The sequence below is a fragment of the Brevibacillus sp. FSL K6-0770 genome, from assembly GCF_038000275.1.
In the GTDB taxonomy this organism is placed as follows: domain Bacteria; phylum Bacillota; class Bacilli; order Brevibacillales; family Brevibacillaceae; genus Brevibacillus; species Brevibacillus parabrevis.
The window spans coordinates 5,704,056-5,721,601 of sequence record NZ_JBBOBQ010000001.1 but is presented as its reverse complement, the minus strand read 5'-3'; the positions used below and the strand labels follow the sequence as shown (position 1 = coordinate 5,721,601).

The 17,546-nt window shown below is 52.2% G+C and carries 14 protein-coding genes; 9 read left to right on the top strand and 5 right to left on the bottom strand.

Annotated elements, in window-relative coordinates; all coding sequences use genetic code 11:
* The 3 genes from NST23_RS27165 to NST23_RS27155 all read right to left on the bottom strand — a co-directional run bounded on the left by NST23_RS27165 (position 1) and on the right by NST23_RS27155 (position 4,251).
* The gene (locus NST23_RS27165) at positions 1-2,109 is read right to left on the bottom strand and encodes an AMP-binding protein (RefSeq protein ID WP_173596294.1); all 2,109 of its coding nucleotides are present in this window, start codon (positions 2,107-2,109) and stop codon (positions 1-3) included.
* Between the two features lie 107 nt (positions 2,110-2,216).
* Entirely contained in the window at positions 2,217-2,855 is a 639-nt protein-coding gene (locus NST23_RS27160) for a response regulator (protein ID WP_173596295.1), read from the bottom strand.
* Between the two features lie 25 nt (positions 2,856-2,880).
* The gene (locus NST23_RS27155) at positions 2,881-4,251 is read right to left on the bottom strand and encodes a sensor histidine kinase (RefSeq protein ID WP_122962450.1); all 1,371 of its coding nucleotides are present in this window, start codon (positions 4,249-4,251) and stop codon (positions 2,881-2,883) included.
* Between the two features lie 258 nt (positions 4,252-4,509).
* Here NST23_RS27155 and NST23_RS27150 point away from each other — a divergent pair, with 258 nt between their 5' ends.
* The 9 genes from NST23_RS27150 to NST23_RS27110 all read left to right on the top strand — a co-directional run bounded on the left by NST23_RS27150 (position 4,510) and on the right by NST23_RS27110 (position 14,553).
* A complete protein-coding gene (locus tag NST23_RS27150; protein ID WP_122962451.1) occupies positions 4,510-6,267 on the top strand; it encodes a methyl-accepting chemotaxis protein in 1,758 nt (585 codons plus the stop codon).
* Positions 6,268-6,413: 146 nt separating this feature from the next.
* The gene (locus NST23_RS27145; RefSeq protein ID WP_340964992.1) at positions 6,414-9,092 is read left to right on the top strand and encodes a sigma-54-dependent transcriptional regulator; all 2,679 of its coding nucleotides are present in this window, start codon (positions 6,414-6,416) and stop codon (positions 9,090-9,092) included.
* A gap of 204 nt (positions 9,093-9,296) precedes the next feature.
* Positions 9,297-9,599 (top strand): PTS sugar transporter subunit IIB, encoded by a 303-nt coding sequence (locus tag NST23_RS27140; protein ID WP_063228821.1) that lies wholly within the window; start codon positions 9,297-9,299, stop codon positions 9,597-9,599.
* A gap of 12 nt (positions 9,600-9,611) precedes the next feature.
* The gene (celB, locus tag NST23_RS27135; protein ID WP_370641087.1) at positions 9,612-10,955 is read left to right on the top strand and encodes a PTS cellobiose transporter subunit IIC; all 1,344 of its coding nucleotides are present in this window, start codon (positions 9,612-9,614) and stop codon (positions 10,953-10,955) included.
* A gap of 22 nt (positions 10,956-10,977) precedes the next feature.
* Positions 10,978-11,724, top strand: a complete 747-nt coding sequence (gene chbG / locus NST23_RS27130) for a chitin disaccharide deacetylase (protein WP_217022063.1) — start codon at positions 10,978-10,980, stop codon at positions 11,722-11,724.
* 12 nt (positions 11,725-11,736) lie between these two features.
* On the top strand, positions 11,737-12,063 hold the full coding sequence (locus NST23_RS27125; protein WP_122962455.1) for a PTS lactose/cellobiose transporter subunit IIA: 327 nt from the start codon (positions 11,737-11,739) through the stop codon (positions 12,061-12,063).
* Positions 12,060-13,382, top strand: coding sequence for a 6-phospho-beta-glucosidase (locus NST23_RS27120; RefSeq protein ID WP_173596299.1), 1,323 nt, complete (start codon positions 12,060-12,062; stop codon positions 13,380-13,382). The genes NST23_RS27125 and NST23_RS27120 overlap by 4 nt, the downstream gene beginning before the upstream one ends.
* Before the next feature lie 12 nt (positions 13,383-13,394).
* Positions 13,395-14,288, top strand: a complete 894-nt coding sequence (locus tag NST23_RS27115) for a Cof-type HAD-IIB family hydrolase (protein ID WP_229049768.1) — start codon at positions 13,395-13,397, stop codon at positions 14,286-14,288.
* 1 nt (position 14,289) lies between these two features.
* Positions 14,290-14,553, top strand: coding sequence for an HPr family phosphocarrier protein (locus NST23_RS27110; protein WP_122962457.1), 264 nt, complete (start codon positions 14,290-14,292; stop codon positions 14,551-14,553).
* Between the two features lie 70 nt (positions 14,554-14,623).
* Here NST23_RS27110 and NST23_RS27105 read toward each other — a convergent pair whose 3' ends face one another.
* Together NST23_RS27105 and NST23_RS27100 are read right to left on the bottom strand one after the other, a co-directional pair.
* Complete coding sequence (locus tag NST23_RS27105) at positions 14,624-16,756, bottom strand: sensor histidine kinase (protein WP_340964990.1); 2,133 nt, start codon at positions 16,754-16,756, stop codon at positions 14,624-14,626.
* Entirely contained in the window at positions 16,734-17,426 is a 693-nt protein-coding gene (locus tag NST23_RS27100) for a response regulator transcription factor (protein ID WP_122962459.1), read from the bottom strand. The genes NST23_RS27105 and NST23_RS27100 overlap by 23 nt, the downstream gene beginning before the upstream one ends.
* Positions 17,427-17,546: the final 120 nt, after the last annotated feature.

Genomic DNA, 17,546 nt, shown 5'->3' with positions numbered 1-17,546 from the left:
TCAGTTTCCTCCACTTTCTGCGAGTTGCTTCAGACTGACGTAATCGGTTTTCCCGCTCCCGAGCAGCGGCAATGTCTTGATGAACTGCATGGTGCCAGGGATGAGCAGTGGCGAGTATTGCTTTTCGGTCAAATACGAGCGCAGTTGACCGAGCGCCACATTTTCGTCTGTCGTAAACAGCAGGACGCGCTCGCCTTTTCGCTGATCATTGACGGTAATCGCAGCGAAGCCGGAATGTCCAAAGCATTGCATCGCCAATTCTTCAATCAGATTCAGCGAGACCATTTCGCCGCCGATCTTGGCGAAGCGTTTCAGTCTGGACTGGATGCTGAGAAAACCTTCCTGGTCGGCTGTCACCAAATCTCCGGTGTGATACCACTCTTCTGCCGGAACGAAGCCTTTTCCGTGGATCAGGTAGCCTTTCATGACGTTCGGGCCTTTGACGAGCAGCTCTCCGCCTGCGTCGATTCCGGCGACAGGATCGAGGCGATACGACATGCCAGGCACCAAGCGTCCCACCGTACCGGGTTTGTTCGCCAGCGGGGTGTTCAGAGCGAGAATCGGCGCCGTTTCGGTTGCCCCGTACCCTTCAAAAATCCGCACGCCGAATTTCTCCATCCACAGCTTGCGAACATCGTCTTTCAGTTTTTCCGCTCCGGCGAACACATAGCGCAGCGAGTAAAAGTTATACGGGTGCGCCATTCGTCCGTAGCCTGCCATAAACGTCGAGGTGCCGAACAAAATCGTCGCGTTCTGGTCGTACACCAGCTCCGCAATCGCCTTGTAGTGCAGCGGGCTAGGGTACAAGTAGACGGGAATCCCTTTGACGACTGGCAAAAGCGTGCCGGCAGTCAAGCCGAAGCTGTGGAACATCGGCAATGCATTGAAAAACTTGTCGCGGCTCGTAATGTCGATCATGCTGGTCACCTGCTGGATATTCGCATACAGGTTGGTGTGCGTCAGCACGACGCCTTTTGGCTTGCTTTCGCTGCCGGAAGTGAACAGGATCAGCTCATTGGCGCCGTGCGCCGCTTTTTTGCCAGTCAGATAGGAGCCAAAGGCAGCCAGTTTGTCAAAAGCGGTCGCCGATGCTTTCAAATCTTCGAGATAAATCACTTGCATGCTCGGCGACAGGCCAGCGATGATGTGATCCAGCTTGCCTTTTTCGATGAAGGCGCGCGATGTCAGGATCGTGTCGATATGGGCAGTCTCGCAGCAGTCCAGAAGCGAGCGGATGCCGAGCGAAAAGTTTAGGATTGCAGGTGTTTTTCCGATCGAAAACAAGGACAGCAACGTAATCAGGTGACCGACCGAGTTCGGGAGGAACACGCCGACCACTGGTTTTCCCGTCAGCGGCTGCTGCAATTTTTTGCCGAGCAAGTAGCTTCCGATCAGCAACGTGCGATAGTTGATCGCTGTGGTCAAGTCTTTGGCGATTTCCATTTTTGATCCGTTAAGGCGCGCGGCTGCAATCGTTTCATCGAACAGGTTTACATTTTGCTTCATTCGGCTTTGAAAAATTTCATCTTGCAACGTACGGAGGATCAGGTCATTGGCTGCTGCTTTTTGCTCGCGCATCGAACGGTTTTCTTCGCGTGCGATGGTGAACGGGGTGCCTACGGTCATGGTGACGGTCGGAAACAGTTGGAGACGCAGCTTGCCTTTCAGATAGGAGAAGATCGAGCGCTCCAGTCCGTTGATCGCGATCGGATAAACAGTCGCGCCCGTTCTCATGGCGAGGTAGCCTACGCCGCTGTAAATTTTCATCAGGCCGCCAGTCGTCGTGATGCGGCCTTCCGGAAAGATCACCAGCGTCTCCCCTTTGCGGATCACCCGCAGCATATGGCGGATCGAGTAAGGGTTCAGCGGATCGATGGCGATGTGCTTGCGGAAGCGCAGGAAGAAGGCGAAGCGCTGGGCGATCTCCGTGTTGACGACGAAGGTCGCTCCTTTTGGCAAACAGAACGACAGGAGCACCGCGTCCAGCAGGGAGACGTGATTGGGAATGATCAGAGACGGCTGCGTCAGATCGATTTTGTTTAGTCCGTGAACGCGAGGTCGAAACCACAGCATTAAAATCATTTTCAGGAAGGAATGAATGAGGACCATGTGGACCACACCTTTACAAGGAATAATGGCGTTGCTTTATGTTTTCATTGTAAGGAGTGGGGGAAGTAAAAAAAGTACCAACATTCATTGGTACCTGGTAATAAGACCTAGAACAGCTTCTTTTGGCTGGCTTTGGAGGCCGCTTCCTTGCTCGTTTTCACGCCCATTTTTTTCAGGATACGGTTGATGTGGTTTTTGATCGTGCGCTTGGTGATGTGCAAGGATTGTTCGATTTGCGTCTGGGTTTTTCCTTGGTGAATCAGTTGGAGGATGTCCTTTTCTGCCGGGGAAAGCAGCTTTTGGTTCTCCTCGTTTTTCAGGCGCAAAAACTCGTTGCGCAAAGCGGCTGCGGCGGTCGGGTGAATCGCCGACTGGCGGTTGTGGGCAGCGCGGATCGCTTCGGGAATTTCCTTGAAGCTGGATTTGCTGATGTAATTGACGGCACCAGCGGAAAAGGACTCGACGATGACGTCCTCGGCTGTCAATGACGTCAGCATGATGATTTTACAGTCCGCTTGCAGGGAAATCAGCTCCATGGCCGTTTCGATGCCATCGAGATTGTTTTCGGTCAGGTTGATATCCATGAGGACGATGTCAGCGCCTGCGTTCAAAAACCGCTCCACAGCTTCTGCTTTGGTCCCTGCCTCGCCGACCACGGCCAGATCCGGCTCTTTGTTCAAGTAATCGATCAGACCTTTTCGCCAGACGGGATCATCTTCTACGAGAAATACTTTGATGGCTTCCATGCCGATAGCCCCCTTCCTGCTTTCATCAATGTGTTATGACGCGTTTTTTCGGGAAGAACAGAAAGACGGTCGTGCCTTTTCCCTGCTCGCTGTATATTTCCAGCATTCCTTGATGTTTTTGCATGACATTGTAGCAATAAGACAGGCCAAGCCCGAAGTTTTGTCCGGTTCTTTTGGTAGAGAAAAACGGATCGAGGACATGCGGCAAATTTTCTTTGGAAATGCCTGTTCCCGTGTCCGCGACAGCGATGACGAGATGCCGATTGGACAAAAAGAGCTGCACATGGAGCTTTCCGCCGGAGCGCATCGCTTCGATCGCGTTCATGCACAGATTGGTCAACACTTCCCGCAGCTGCACGGCATCGCAGCGCAGACGAAGGCTCTCATCCAGCTCGGCTTCCACTTGAACCTGATATTTTTCCGTGTACGGCTTCAAATTGTGGATGACTTGTGTGACGATTTCGCTCGGCGCAGTAGGGGACTCTTGCAGCTCCACGTCGCGCAGCTGGGTTTGGATGCGGTTCATCATGTCCAGCATGTGCTGGGACGATTGCAGGAGCACTACGGCATCTTCCTGTAAGCCTGGCTGGTTTGTTTCCTTTGCATACGTTTCGATGCGATCCGCGTACAAGGAGATTTTTCCTGCTTCGTTTTTGATCGTATGATTAATGATTTGCGCACCGGATGTGAGGGCACGCAGCGTGCTGTCCAGGCGTCTTTTCTCTACGCGCAGCCGGACGCCGAGGAACCCGTATTTCAGGCTGATGGCGACAATCAGAATGAACTGGATGGCGACGACGAGCATGTTGTACCGCCAGGCTTCGTAATCGTTTTGGATGCGCATGACGTAAATAAAAATAAAGACGAAAAAGAGCGGGACGATAATCAGCACGTTGGTGAAAAAGCTGTTCTTTTTGACCAGCGGGTCTTTCTCGCTCCGGTACTGTACGATGAGCAGCGTGCACGAAACCAGAAAAAAAGGAATGACCCAGGCGACCATGATCCAGTAATTAAAAGCCAAAACCGGGTGAATCGGCGTAATGGCAAGCATCGAGACCGGGAAGCAGAGCGCAGCAAACTGCGTGATGAGTTTGGTTCTGCGCGCAAGAAACTCCGCCGAATGCACGGCGAACATGAGAAACGAATAAGGCAGTCCGACCTGACAAATAAAAGACGACAGGCGGCTGAGGAAGAGCAAGGTCTGTTCTGTACCAGGCGTCATGGTGAACATCTCCGCCCAAAGCGGCATGATCGTTTCATCGATGACCGCAGAGAGAAAGCCAGCCCCTCCGACAAAGGCAGTGGCACAGGCCCAGCGGATCGACGTCCGTTTCGGGTCGGTGAACAGAGCCAGCAGGCCCAATGCCCACATGGTGAACAAGGTGAAAACCATCATGGCAATCTTGATCTCCTGTCAGTCATGATAAAACCATTATATCGTACCTGCGGAGAATGAAACGAAAATTAATCAACTGTCCATGAAAAGCGAACAGAGACGATCTGCGGGGAAGAGTGAAAAAATTGTGACAGATGTGGGTATTTTGAACTATATGCTCTGTTCCTGATTCCAAAAATCGCCTATGATGGTATTCATGCAGATAGTCATACAGAACTCATTTTTATTGATCATGAGACGCGGAGGAGAAGCAGACGAATGATGTCATTTATGAAAAAGCATCTGATTGTTCGTATTTTGTGTGTCATCATCTCCGTCTTGGTTCTGGTCGCTGCGGGAAACATTGCCACGCAGATTGTGCAGACGAGAGATGCGGTTGAAGAAGGAATCAACAATTACAACATGCGCATTGCAGAAAGCTATGCTGCTCAAATGAAGCCGGAGCAGTATGCTGATTTTCTGAAGCAGCCGAAGGAAACGGACCTGTACTGGGAGCTTAGACAGGAGCTGGATGTGTTCCGCACACAAATCGGAGCGATTTACGTCTACTTCGTACGATTTGATGAGAATCAAGTGCCGAAAATTATGATTGATGGACGTCCGCCCAACGATCCGGCTGCTTCTCCGATTGATGAAGTGACAGATATGCCCCCAGATGCTGTGAAGGCGATTATGGCGGGGAACAAGGCAAGCTCGCCCATTATCGAAAATCCGGAGTACGGGACTTACATATCGGCGTATGTTCCTGTCAAAGACAAAAGCGGTGCAGTGCTCGGGGCGTTGGGGATTGATACCGATGTAAAGGTGTACGAGCAGTTGGCGACCAACGTGCTGTGGAAAAGCGTTCCGATCTACATCCTGATGCTCGTTGTCATGTTCGCGGCTGTGCTCGCGATTGTCTGGTTTGTCCAGCGGGCATTGCGTCCGTTGCATGTCGTCAAGGAGAGCGCGGAGAAGCTGGCTGAGGGCGATCTGGCGGCAGCCGGAGTCATTTTGCGTTCCTCTCCGGTAAAGTCCGTGGATGAAATCGGCACCGTCTATCAGTCTATGCTGACGATGTCCGAACATCTGCACAGCCGGGTTCGCGGACTGGTAGTGAATATGGACAAGACGTCCGATCATTTGGTCCTCTCATCGAAAGAACTGGCAGTGAGTGCCGATGAGATGCTGGAGATGGGAGAGAGCATGAATGACAGCGTCAAAGTCATTTACGACGGAGCGCACGCGCAAAAGAAAAGCGCGGACGACAGTGCGAATGCGATTGAAGAGATTGCACTTGGCATAGCGCGGATCGCTGAATCTTCCGCTACGGTGTCCGATGCTTCCATTCACGCTTTGGAAATCGCCCAATCCGGTGACGCGGCAATGAAACGGATGAGCCAGCAGATGCAAGACATTTCGCTTTCGGCTGAGCAGACTTATGAGATCGCCAAAAAATTGAAAGCGTATTCGCAGGAAATCGAGCATGTGCTAGGCACGATCCAAGGCTTCACGGAGCAGACGAAAATTCTCGCGCTGAACGCCTCGATTGAAGCGGCGAGAGCGGGCGAACACGGACTCGGCTTTACGATTGTGGCGCAGGAGGTAGGCAAGCTGGCGAATGCCTCGGCCGCTTCTGTCCAGCAAATCACTGCTTTGTTGGGCAACATCGGAAAAGATTCGGAGAAAATCAGTGTCGAGATGGAGACGGTCACGACAGAGATCAAAGAGGGCGTAGAGTTGTCGACTGAAGCAGAGCGATCGTTTTTGCATGCGGTCAAGGCGTTCATGCTGGTCAGTGAGCAGGTGCAGGAAGTATCCGTCACGACAGAGCAGCTGTCTGCCGGGTCTGAGGAAGTAGCGGCTACGGTCAACAGCATTGCGCACATCGCTTCCGGTGTGAGCGAGCAGACGGAACAGATTCGGACGATGACGAACAGGCAGCTGGAGATGATGAAGCAAGTGTACGATGCTTCTGCTGTCCTGAATGCCAACACGCTGGACATGAGAAAAGCGATTCAGCAAGTCAATGTATAGCGACTGTACACAGCCACCCTGTCTGTTTGGAAGGGTGGCTGTTTTTTCGTGATGAGGCATGTACATCCATCATATTCATGGGTAAGCAGGTTTTTCCAAAATATTGTTGAAATGAAAACGGACAAGTTGTGAGGCAGGTGATCGCAATGAAACGAGTGGATTTCATTTACCAGAAGCTGCTTGATTCAGGTCCTGATACAAAGCTCAGTGCAAGCGAGCTGGCTGAGCTGCTGGGTCTTAGCCGCGCCAACGTAAGCAGTGATTTGAACCGTTTGTGGAAGGAAGGCCGCATCGAAAAGGAGGAGGGGCGTCCTACCCTGTTTTATGTCAAACAGGCGAAGGATTCGCTCTACCTGGCGCAAACCGCATTGGACAGGCTGGCGAAGAAAAACAAAAGCCTGATTACGCGCATCGAGCAGGCCAAAGCGGCTGTGCTGTATCCGCCGCGCGGCATGCATTGTCTGATTCTCGGGGAGACGGGAGTGGGCAAGTCGTGGTTTGCGGGCATGATTCACGAGTTTGCTGTAGATATCGGCCGTCTGGACAAGGGGGCGCCCTTCATCGTCTTTAACTGCGCTGACTACGCCAACAATCCGCAGCTTTTGATCAGCCAATTGTTCGGAGTCAAAAAGGGCGCGTACACCGGAGCGGAAATGGATCGCAAAGGCCTGGTAGAAAAAGCGGACGGCGGCATTCTGTTTCTCGATGAGGTTCATCGGCTGCCAGCGGAAGGCCAGGAAATCTTTTTTACCTTCATGGACAAAGGGACATTCCGGCGGGTGGGCGAGACGGAAGTGGAACGTACGGCTCAGGTGCAAATCGTCATGGCGACGACCGAAAATCCGGAGTCGAGCTTGCTCAAGACGTTCATGCGCCGCATACCGATGGTGATCAAGCTCCCCTCATTGCTAGAGCGGGGGATGGAGGAGCGTCTCGGGCTCGTCATGGAAATTTTCCGTGAAGAAGCGTTTCGCTTGGGCCGGGAGATTCAAATATCGGCGAGTGTGTTGCAGGCGTTTCTTTGCTATCACTGCCCCAACAACATCGGACAACTGAAGACCGACATCCAGCTGACCTGCGCCAGCGCTTATGCCGAGTATATCTCCCTGAAAAAGCATGTTTTGCACATCTCCATTCAGGATGTGCCCCATCACGTCAAGCAGGGACTGCTCATGGCAAAAGACTACAGGCAGGAGCTGGACGAGCTGATTGGCACCGAGCACAAATGTTTTGTCGTGCAGCCCTCCGAGGAAAGCATCTGGTTTGGCGGCGAGCAGGAGGATGCTGCCAACAGCGTCTATGAAAAGATCGAGCAGAAAATATACGAGCTGCAAAATCAGGGAGTCAGCGAAGAAGAGCTGGAATTTGACATAGAAAACTACTTCACGACTTTTATCAAAGGGGTTCATCAGCGAATCAACAAAGGAGATATGGCACGTATCATTGATCCGATCATTATCCACCTGGTCGAAGACATCGTGCGCTATGCGGAAGCGAAGCTGGAGAAAATTTTGAGCCAAAAAGTAATCTTCGGGCTGGCGCTGCACATCCAGACGTCAAAGGAGCGATTGTCGCAAGGGAAGCAGATCGTCCATCCGCATATCAACAGCGTGCGGCTCAAGTACAAAAAAGAGTTCGCTGTAGCATTGGAATGCGTGCGGATGATCGAGGAAGCGTTGCTCATGGACTTGCCGATTGGCGAAGCGGGCTACCTCACCATGTTTTTCGTGCTGGATGACGAGAGCATGCAAGAGGAGCGGGAAAACGTGGGCGTGCTTGTCATTACACACGGCAGCGGAGGCGCGACAGCCATGGTCGACGTGACCAATCGCTTGCTTGTCACCCAATACGCGCGGGCAATTGACTTGCCGCTGGAAGAAGACTCCATGCTTGTGCTGGAGCAGGCGATCAAGACAGCGCGGGACATCGGCAGCGCATCCGGCCTGCTTTTGCTCGTCGATATGGGCTCGCTGCTCGGTTTTGGGGAAATGATCGAAAAGGAACTGGGAATCCCGGTAAAGGTAGTGCCGATGGTGAGCACCCCGCACGTCATCGAAGCGACGCGCAAGGCCATGCTCGGACATTCTTTGGAGGATGTGTACCGCGATGTCGTCAGCATATCGATGCTGCATCGCGAGGAGCTGCCCAAGGAGCCGCCAGCCAAGCTGTCCCCAGCTTTGACGATTGTAGCAGCCTGCCTGTCGGGCGAGGGCAGCGCGTTATTTTTAAAACAACTGCTGGAATCGCGGCTGCGCTATGACGAAAAGCTGTTGGAATTTGTGCCGCTGCAACTGCTGGACAAAGCACAGGCCAAAAGTCGGCTGAAAAAAATCAAGGAAGAACGGACCGTTTTGTGCGTCGTGAGCAATTACATGCTCGATCGCGGCTTGCGCTGCTACAGCATGGATGATGTGATGAACGGCGAGGCGCTGTCCGATATCCAGCAGCTGATCGACCTGGAAGAAGCGTACGTGAAAATGAAACAATCGCTCAAAGAACATCTGAAAATGGTAAAAGGGCAGGACATTCTCGATGACGTCAGGACGTGTGTGACCCGCATGGAAGAAAGACTGGGCAACACGCTTACTTTTGATACGAGAATCGGAGCCTATTTGCACATTTGTTGTCTCGTCGATCGGCTGAAAGCAGGAGAGCATTCCATCGCGTATACAGACAAAGCCGTATTTTTAGCGGGCAATCGCACGCTGCACAACCTGATCCGCCATGAGTTGCAGCCGTTGGCAGACAAATACGACGTGACTTTTAGTGAGGACGATGTCTGTTTCGTTATGAATTTCTTCATACACAATAAAACACTGGTGTAGCTAGTGTTTTATTTTTTGCCAAATTGTCCCTGTTTTCCAAACACTATAGCGCTTTCATTCAAACACTTTTGGCGCAAGCTGACTTTGCGACTCTTAAAATGCGACAACGGTGCCCTTTTTGGTGAAAGCGCATACAAACAAGGTGTTTTGGCACGCGACTTGCTCTAGAAAAAGGACATAACCAACTGAGGGGAGGAAGTTATATTGAATATCTTGCTATGCTGCGCAGCTGGGATGTCAACGAGCTTGCTGGTACAAAAAATGGAGCAGGCTGCACGGGAAAAAGGGCTGGAAGTGAAAATCTGGGCGGTATCAGCAGATGACGTAAAAAGTCATATTGACCAAGCCGAGGTACTCCTGCTGGGGCCTCAGGTGCGCTACAAGCTGGCGGAAATGAAAAAAGTAGGGGAAGAAAGAGGGATTCCAGTCGATGTAATCCGTACGGTTGACTACGGTTCTCTGAACGGGAAGAACGTGCTGGAATTTGCTCTTCGTCTAAAACAGTAGAGGGGGATGCGTATGGCAGGGTTCAATTCTTTTCTGGAGGCCCGCGTGATGCCTGTGGCGGGCAGGATCGCGGAGCAGAAGCATTTGCAGGCAATTCGTGACGGGATCATTCTCACCATGCCTTTGCTGATTATCGGGTCTCTTTTTCTCATTATCGGCTTCATACCTATCCCTGGTTACAACGAGTTCATGGTTGGGCTGTTTGGCGACTTGTGGCGAACCAAGCTTTTGTATCCGGTGAATGCCACGTTTGACATCATGGCGCTCATCGTCAGCTTCGGAGTAGCGTACCGATTGGCTGAAAAGTACAAGGTTGATCCGCTGTCGGCAGGTGCGATTTCTGTCGCTGCCTTCTTGCTCGCGACCCCGTACAAGACGATGTTTACCCCTGAGGGAGCTACAGCAGCCCAAGAGGTAGGCGGAGTAATCCCGGTCGCCTTGATGGGAAGCCAGGGGCTGTTCGTGGCGATGCTGTTGGCGGTGCTGTCCACCGAGATTTACCGCAAGATCATTCAAAAGAAAATCGTCCTGTCGATGCCCGATGGTGTGCCTCCCGCTGTCTCCCGCTCCTTTGTCGCTTTGATCCCTGCTTCGGCCGTGCTTCTGGTCGTCTGGCTCTTGCGCATCCTCATTGAAAACACTTCGTTTGAAAGCATCCACAACATCGTGAAAGATTTGCTGGTCGGCCCGCTGAGTGCATTGGGCAGCAGCTTGATTGGAGCGATTGTCTGCGTGTTGCTCGTCCATCTGCTCTGGGCGCTCGGTCTGCATGGAGCGGCGATTGTCGGCGGAATCATGAGCCCGATCTGGCTCACTTTGATGGATCAAAACCGGGCGGCGTTCCAGGCGGACCCGAATGGAGATTTGCCGAACATCATCACCACCCAATTTTTTGATCTATGGGTGTACGCGGGCGGCTCAGGTGCGACCTTAGCGCTCGTGGTGCTCATGCTGTTCCGTGCGCGCAGCGAGCAAATGAAAAACATTAGCCGACTTTCCATCGGTCCAGGCTTGTTTAACATCAATGAGCCTGTCACTTTCGGGATGCCGATCGTCATGAATCCGATTCTGATTATTCCGTTTATTCTTGCGCCCGTTGTGCTGGTCATTGTCAGCTATGTGGCGATGTCACTGGGCTGGGTAGCAAAGCCAAGCGGCGTGGCAGTTCCCTGGACGACTCCTGTCATTATTAGCGGCTATTTGGCTTCCGGCGGGAAAATCTCGGGCAGCGTCCTCCAGCTTGTGAATTTCGTCATTGCGTTGGTGATTTACTATCCGTTCTTCCGCTTGTGGGATAAACAAAAGGTGAGCGAGGAGCAGGCGAATGCCGCTTCGAACCAAGCCGTAAACTTGTAATTTACCAGAGGAGAGGCGCTTTATGAAGCTGATTGTGAATGCGGACGATTTCGGTTATTCGAAAGGGGTGAATCTGGGGATCATCGAGGCGCACCGGGCGGGCGTCGTCACCTCTACAACGACCATGGTGAACATGGGCGGTTTCGAACACGCGGTACAATTGGCCAGGGAAACGCCGACACTCGGGGTGGGCATCCATCTGGTGCTCACCTGTGGCGCTCCAGTCAGCCACGATGTACCATCCCTGACAGATGAGCATGGGCGGTTTCACCGTGGATACGACTATTTGGGCACGACGTCGCCGGAGGATGTAGAAAGGGAGCTGCGCAGCCAAATCGAAAAGTATTTGGCGACGGGACTTACCCCGACGCACATCGACAGTCATCATCACGTCCATGCTCATGCAGCGATTTTGCCGATCGTTTTGCGCCTGGCACAAGAATATCGGCTTCCGGTGCGCAATCCGTGGGGGTTTCAAGCAGGGGAAAGGGAGAAGCAGCCGGATGTGCTGACCACGGAAGGCTTTTCCCACCGCTTTTACGGAGACGACCTGTCTGTTCAAACTTTCTTCGATATTGTCGAGGAGCTGGCGGACTGCTCTGTGGCCGAGATGATGACCCATCCCGCATATTTGGATGAAGCGATTTTGACAGGCAGTTCATACGCGCTGCCGCGTACACGGGAGCTGCAAATTTTAACGGCAAAAGAGATAAAAGAGTACGTGCAAACACGGCAGATACAGCTCGTGACATTTAAAGAACTCGGATAGGTGGAGATCTATTTGGACCATACAGACGTTATTTTTCAGCTGATTTTACACGGAGGGAACGCGAGAAGCCTGGCGATGGAAGCAATCGCACTGGCGAAAAACAAAGACATGGCGGGCGCACAAGATGCGCTGAAACGAGCTGGCGAAGAGCTGAGCCGGGCCCATCACCACCAAACGACTTTTATCCAAAAGGAGATTGCGGGTGAGAAACCGGAGATCAGCATGCTGTTGATCCATGCGCAGGATCATTTGATGAATGCGATGACGATCAAGGATTTGGCCAGCGAGTTTGTCGAGCTGTACAGCCATGTCCACGCGGCAAAGGAGGCGGGAGTGTGAGCGGAATCAAAATCGTAACGATCGGTGGGGGATCGAGCTATACGCCAGAGCTTGTGGAAGGTCTGATCAAACGATACGACGAGTTGCCTGTACGCGAACTGTGGCTCGTCGATATTCCCGAGGGTGAGAAGAAGCTGCAAATCGTCGGTGCTCTGGCGAAGCGGATGGTGGAAAAGGCCGGAGTACCTATGAAGGTGCATCTGACGCTGGATCGGCGCAAAGCGCTCGCGGGCGCGGATTTCGTCACAACGCAAATGCGCGTGGGGCTGCTGGACGCCCGAATCAAGGATGAGCGCATTCCGCTGAAGTACGGGGTCATCGGTCAGGAGACGAATGGGCCTGGCGGACTGTTCAAAGGGCTGCGCACGATTCCGGTCATCATGGACATTTGCCGCGATATGGAAGAGCTGTGCCCGGATGCCTGGCTGATTAATTTCACCAATCCGGCTGGCATGGTGACGGAAGCTGTTCTGCGATACACGAACCGGAAGAAAGTAATCGGGCTGTGCAATGTGCCCATCGGGATGAAAATGGGAGTCGCGACCATATTGGGGGTCGATCAGTCGCGGATACACATTGACTTTGCCGGGCTGAACCATATGGTGTTCGGGCTGGGAGTCTACCTGGACGGAAACAACGTCACTCCGCAGATCATCGACAAGCTGACTGGCGAACAATCGGGAATTACGATGCAAAACATTCTCGATCTTGGCTGGGACAAAGATTTCATCAAAGCGTTGGGGATTCTTCCTTGCCCGTATCACCGCTACTACTACCAGACTCGCACCATGCTGGAGCACGAGCAGGAGGAAGCGAGCAAAAACGGCACGCGGGCAGAAGTGGTCAAGCAGGTGGAAGCGGAGCTGTTCGCGCTGTATGAAGACCCTGACCTGAACATCAAGCCGCCGCAGCTGGAAAAGCGCGGGGGTGCCTATTACAGCGAAGCAGCCTGCAATCTGATTTACTCGATCTACAACGACAAACGGGATATTCAGCCAGTGAACGTCCGCAACAACGGGGCGATTGCGAGCATTCCTGACGACTCTGCTGTGGAAGTAAACTGCGTTATTACCCGGGAAGGGCCAGTCCCGCTTGCCGTAGGGGATTTGCCAGTGCCTGTGCGCGGGTTGGTGCAGCAGATCAAGTCGTTTGAACGAGTGGCGGCGGAAGCGGCTGTAACGGGTGACTATCACCAGGCTTTGCTCGCCATGACGATCAATCCTTTGGTGCCGTCCGATGTGGTAGCCAAGCAAATTCTCGACGAGATGCTGGAGGCGCACAAAGAGCATTTGCCACAGTTTTTCAAGCCAGTAACGTAAGGATGGAAAACCGTGGAACAAGCTGAGAGAAAAAACGAGAGCGCGAGATACAAGCTGCTCGCCCTGGATGTGGATGGGACCATTCTGATGTCGAATCATTCGATGGCAAAAGTCACGCAGCAAGCGATCAGCGGGCTTGCAGACAGAGGCGTGTTCGTAACGCTGGCTACCGGACGGGCGTATCCGTCAGCGAAAGCTTTGGCCCGACAGTTGAACATCAGCACTCCGCTCGTGTCGCATGACGGGGCGTATGTGGCTGATCCGCTGACAGACGAGGAACTGCACGTCAGTCGGATACCTGTTGAAACGACCGCTTCGGTGACAAACATTTTGGCGAAGTACGAGCTGGATGTCATGCTGCTGCACGAAGCTTATACGCTCACCAATCGGCGCTGGAAGTGGAAGGACTTGTATCCGCTGGTGAACACGCGCACCTTGCGCCAGCTTTGGCGGGAGCGCTATCCGGTCAAACTGATGACTTCCGCTGATTTGATCGGGCACGTCCAGGAGCATGCGGTGCGCGTACCGAAAATTTTCGTCATGGGCGAGGAAAGCGAGATTGCGGTAGCCAGAAAAGAGTTGGAGACAACCGACTTGCCGGAAATTCGGGTAACGACTTCCGGTGCACGCAATCTGGAGATATTGCCAGAGGGAATCTCCAAAGCGAGCGGGCTTGCGCTTTTGGCAAAAAGACTGGAAATCAGTCCGGAACAAATTGTGGCTGTCGGCGACAATTACAACGACTTGGAAATGTTGCAATTTGTCGGGATGGGCGTCGCCATGGGCAATGCTCCAGACGAAGTCAAGCGGCTTGCACGACATGTGACAGACACGAACGATCAACATGGGGTGGCGGCCGTCATCCAGAAATTTTTCGGCATACACGATGCAGAAAAGGAGGTGTGAAATGGTCCGATTTAATGTAGAAATCACCGTAAGCGGCGGCCTTCATGCCCGTCCGGCTTCTGTACTGGTCAACTTGCTCAATCAATACCGCTCGTCGGTCAAAATGATTTACAATGACAAGCAGGCCAACGGCAAAAGCATCTTGAGCGTCATGGCGCTGGGGGCGAAGACCGGCGATGAAATGACGTTTGAGGTGGAGGGCATCGACGAGCAGGAGACAGCGTCGGCTTTGCAGTCGCTGTTTCAGCGGAACTTTGCCGTATAAAAATCGCAAAGCCAATGCCTGAAAGTGCGGGCATTGGCTTTTTTATGTTCGGGCAACGGATTTTTATCGATCAGAGGCTTTTTCGAAACACGACCGTTACTTTGAAGTAATCGCCATCGATTTCCAGCAACAGCTTTCCGCCTTGCAGCTCCACGATGCTTTTGGCAATCGCCAGCCCCAGTCCGGAACCTTCCGTATGGCGGGACTGATCGGCGCGTTTGAATCGTTCAAACAGTTCCTGGGCATCGAAGTCGATTTCGTAGGCCGAGACGTTTTTGAAGGTCAGCACGACTTCATCCTGTTTTTCGATCAAATCAATCAAGACGCGCGTATTCGGCATGGAATACTTCAAGGCGTTGCCAATCAGATTCTCGAAAACGCGCCATGTTTTTTTGCCATCGAGCGGAGCCATGATTTTCGGCTGCTCGGTTTGGACGCGAAACTTGAGAGAGGATTGCTCGATCTTTTCGCTGAACTCTGCGATCGCCTGGTTGAGCAGTGCCGAGACGTTTACTTGCTCAATGTGCAGCTCGACAGCTCCGCTGGACATTTTCGCGGCATCGAACAGGTCATCAATCAGCACTCGCAAACGGCCCGCTTTTCGGTCCAGCACATCGACATAGCTCTTGATCTCTTCCGCCGACAGGTTATCCCGTTTCAACAGGTCCACGTAGTTGATAATCGAGGTGAGCGGCGTTTTCAAATCGTGCGAGACATTGGTAATCAGCTCCGTCTTCATGCGCTCGCTCTTCATTTGTTCTTCCAGCGCGTGTTTTAAGCCCAGCTTGATGTTGTTGAGCGAGTGCGCGAGATCGGAGAGGCTCCCTTTATGGATTTTTTCAATCGTGGCCTGCATATTTCCCGCTGACATCTCGGAAGCTCCGCGCATGATGCGGTTCATAAGTGCCAAACGGCGAAAAATGTACGGAACGACGGTTGCCAGGTAGAACAAGCCGTACAGAAAACTGAGCACGAACAACTCTTCCGAGCCTTTCGCGATGGAGACGAGGCCGAGTGCTGCGCTCATGCCGAATCCGACAGTCAAAATGAACAACAGGGAAGACTTGAAGAACAAGCCTTTGTGCGCGTAGCTTTCACGCAGAACAAGTTTCAGTCGGGCAAACAGGCTTCTTTGCCACTGTTGCGAAAGAGACTCAGGTTGCTGATACATATGCCATGCTTCCAGAACTTGCAGCAGCCAATAGGCGGTAAACAAAGACATGAATCCGAGAGTGAAGAAATGCTCGACATCCACCGGCAAAAAGAAGAAGCGCAGACTGAAAATCATAGCCAGGTAAGTAGCACCTAGCGGAAACAGCAAGAGGATGCGGATATCGAGCGGGATACGCCGGAACAGTCTCAGCGTTTTGCCGACAATCGGTTGCTCAATGCCTTTGTTCCGGTGCAAAAACCAGCAAAGGACAGCGGTAGAGAGCAATGTCACGATCAACAGGACGACTTCTCCGCGCAGCCGATCCCTTTTGGCATCGAAATAGGCGGCATCTGCATGTACTTGGCTGTAGCCATCAGGAATTTTCGGAACAAAAAAAGTGCCGGACCATTGATTCAGTTGATACATGCGGTTAATGTCGGCAAAATCGCCGTACCTTTGATCTGAGTTTTCCGGAAAGCGGATTACGTAGCGGGCATTCTCGCTTAATTCTGCATCCGTTGGCGTGTGGCTATTGGAGTAAATTTTCCCTGTCTTGTAGTCGTTGACATAGTAGTGGAACGATGGGTTGCGAAGGGCAAGGCTGTTTTTCCGTTCTTCGTACTCCGCATCTTTTTCCGCGACCATTTGTTTGAATTTCGCATCCCATTCGGCTGTTGCTTCGTCAAGCTCGCGGATCATCTCGGACTTTTTCGCTGCAGCATCGTCGGGGTGCATGTCAGCATACCGCTGCCTGATCTCTTGATAAGCATTGTTGCGGTCTTGCTGGAACTGCTCTACGGCTGCTTTCCCCAGCTTTTGTTCTGGCGTCTTGCGTTCATAGTCGGCAAAGTCGACATGAACCGTTTTCACCAGACCTACAAACAGTCTGACTTCGCTATTGAAGCTTTCGCTCTGGAAGTAGTTGTCCCGTTGCAAATACTCGCGGTTGCGGTAAATATCCGCCATAATCAGTACGAGAAGCGCGACGCTGACAACCAGGGCGAGCAGCGCTGGCAGCGTGAAGCGGCTATTTTTCGATCTTGTATCCAATTCCCCATACCACCTTCAAATATTTCGGTTCTTTCGGGTTGATCTCGATTTTTTCCCGAATGCGCCTGACGTGAACAGCAACCGTGTTTTCTGCATTCAAATATGGCTCTCGCCAGACGCGTTCGTAAATTTCCTCAATGGAAAAGACCCGGCCCTTGTTTTCCATCAACAGCTCCAAAATCTTGTATTCGGTAGCGGTCAAGCGGACTTCGGTGCCATCTACAGCGACGGACTTCGTACTTTTGTTCAGCGACAATCCACGCACCTGAATCTCGTCTTCGGTTGCCTTGTAATTGCCGAGATTGGTATAACGCCTGAGTTGGGACTTGACCCGCGCCACCAGCTCCAGCGGATGAAAAGGCTTGGTCACATAGTCGTCGGCCCCGATGTTCAAGCCCAGAACTTTGTCGGTGTCCTCCGATTTGGCAGAAAGCATGATGATCGGGATATTTTTGTCCTGCCGGATTTTAAAAGTTGCCGTAATTCCGTCCATCTGAGGCATCATAATGTCCAAAAGAATGAGATGAATCTCTTCCCGTTCCAAAATATCCAATGCTTCTAGACCATTGCTCGCTTGATGCACAATCAGAGACTCGTTTTTGAGATAGATTTCGATCGCATCTCTGATCTCTGCCTCGTCGTCGACTACGAGGACATGATAGTTCGCCATTGTTTTCCCACCTTATGAATGCATTCATGTTTTTATCTTAACGAAAAGCTTTGACAAAACAGCATAGAAATCTCTTACAAATTTCTTAATAGTTGTCCGAGATAGGAACTGGACGAAAAA

Excerpts from the sequence above, each read along its gene's own strand:
- NST23_RS27155 (WP_122962450.1), bottom strand. The coding sequence starts at position 4,251 with ATGATGGTTTTCACCTTGTTCACCATGTGGGCATTGGGCCTGCTGGCT.
- NST23_RS27150 (WP_122962451.1), top strand. The coding sequence starts at position 4,510 with ATGATGTCATTTATGAAAAAGCATCTGATTGTTCGTATTTTGTGTGTC.
- chbG (WP_217022063.1), top strand. The coding sequence starts at position 10,978 with ATGAAGCTGATTGTGAATGCGGACGATTTCGGTTATTCGAAAGGGGTG.
- NST23_RS27100 (WP_122962459.1), bottom strand. The coding sequence starts at position 17,426 with ATGGCGAACTATCATGTCCTCGTAGTCGACGACGAGGCAGAGATCAGA.
- NST23_RS27160 (WP_173596295.1), bottom strand. The coding sequence starts at position 2,855 with ATGGAAGCCATCAAAGTATTTCTCGTAGAAGATGATCCCGTCTGGCGA.
- celB (WP_370641087.1), top strand. The coding sequence starts at position 9,612 with ATGGCAGGGTTCAATTCTTTTCTGGAGGCCCGCGTGATGCCTGTGGCG.
- NST23_RS27110 (WP_122962457.1), top strand. The coding sequence starts at position 14,290 with ATGGTCCGATTTAATGTAGAAATCACCGTAAGCGGCGGCCTTCATGCC.
- NST23_RS27165 (WP_173596294.1), bottom strand. The coding sequence starts at position 2,109 with ATGGTCCTCATTCATTCCTTCCTGAAAATGATTTTAATGCTGTGGTTT.
- NST23_RS27145 (WP_340964992.1), top strand. The coding sequence starts at position 6,414 with ATGAAACGAGTGGATTTCATTTACCAGAAGCTGCTTGATTCAGGTCCT.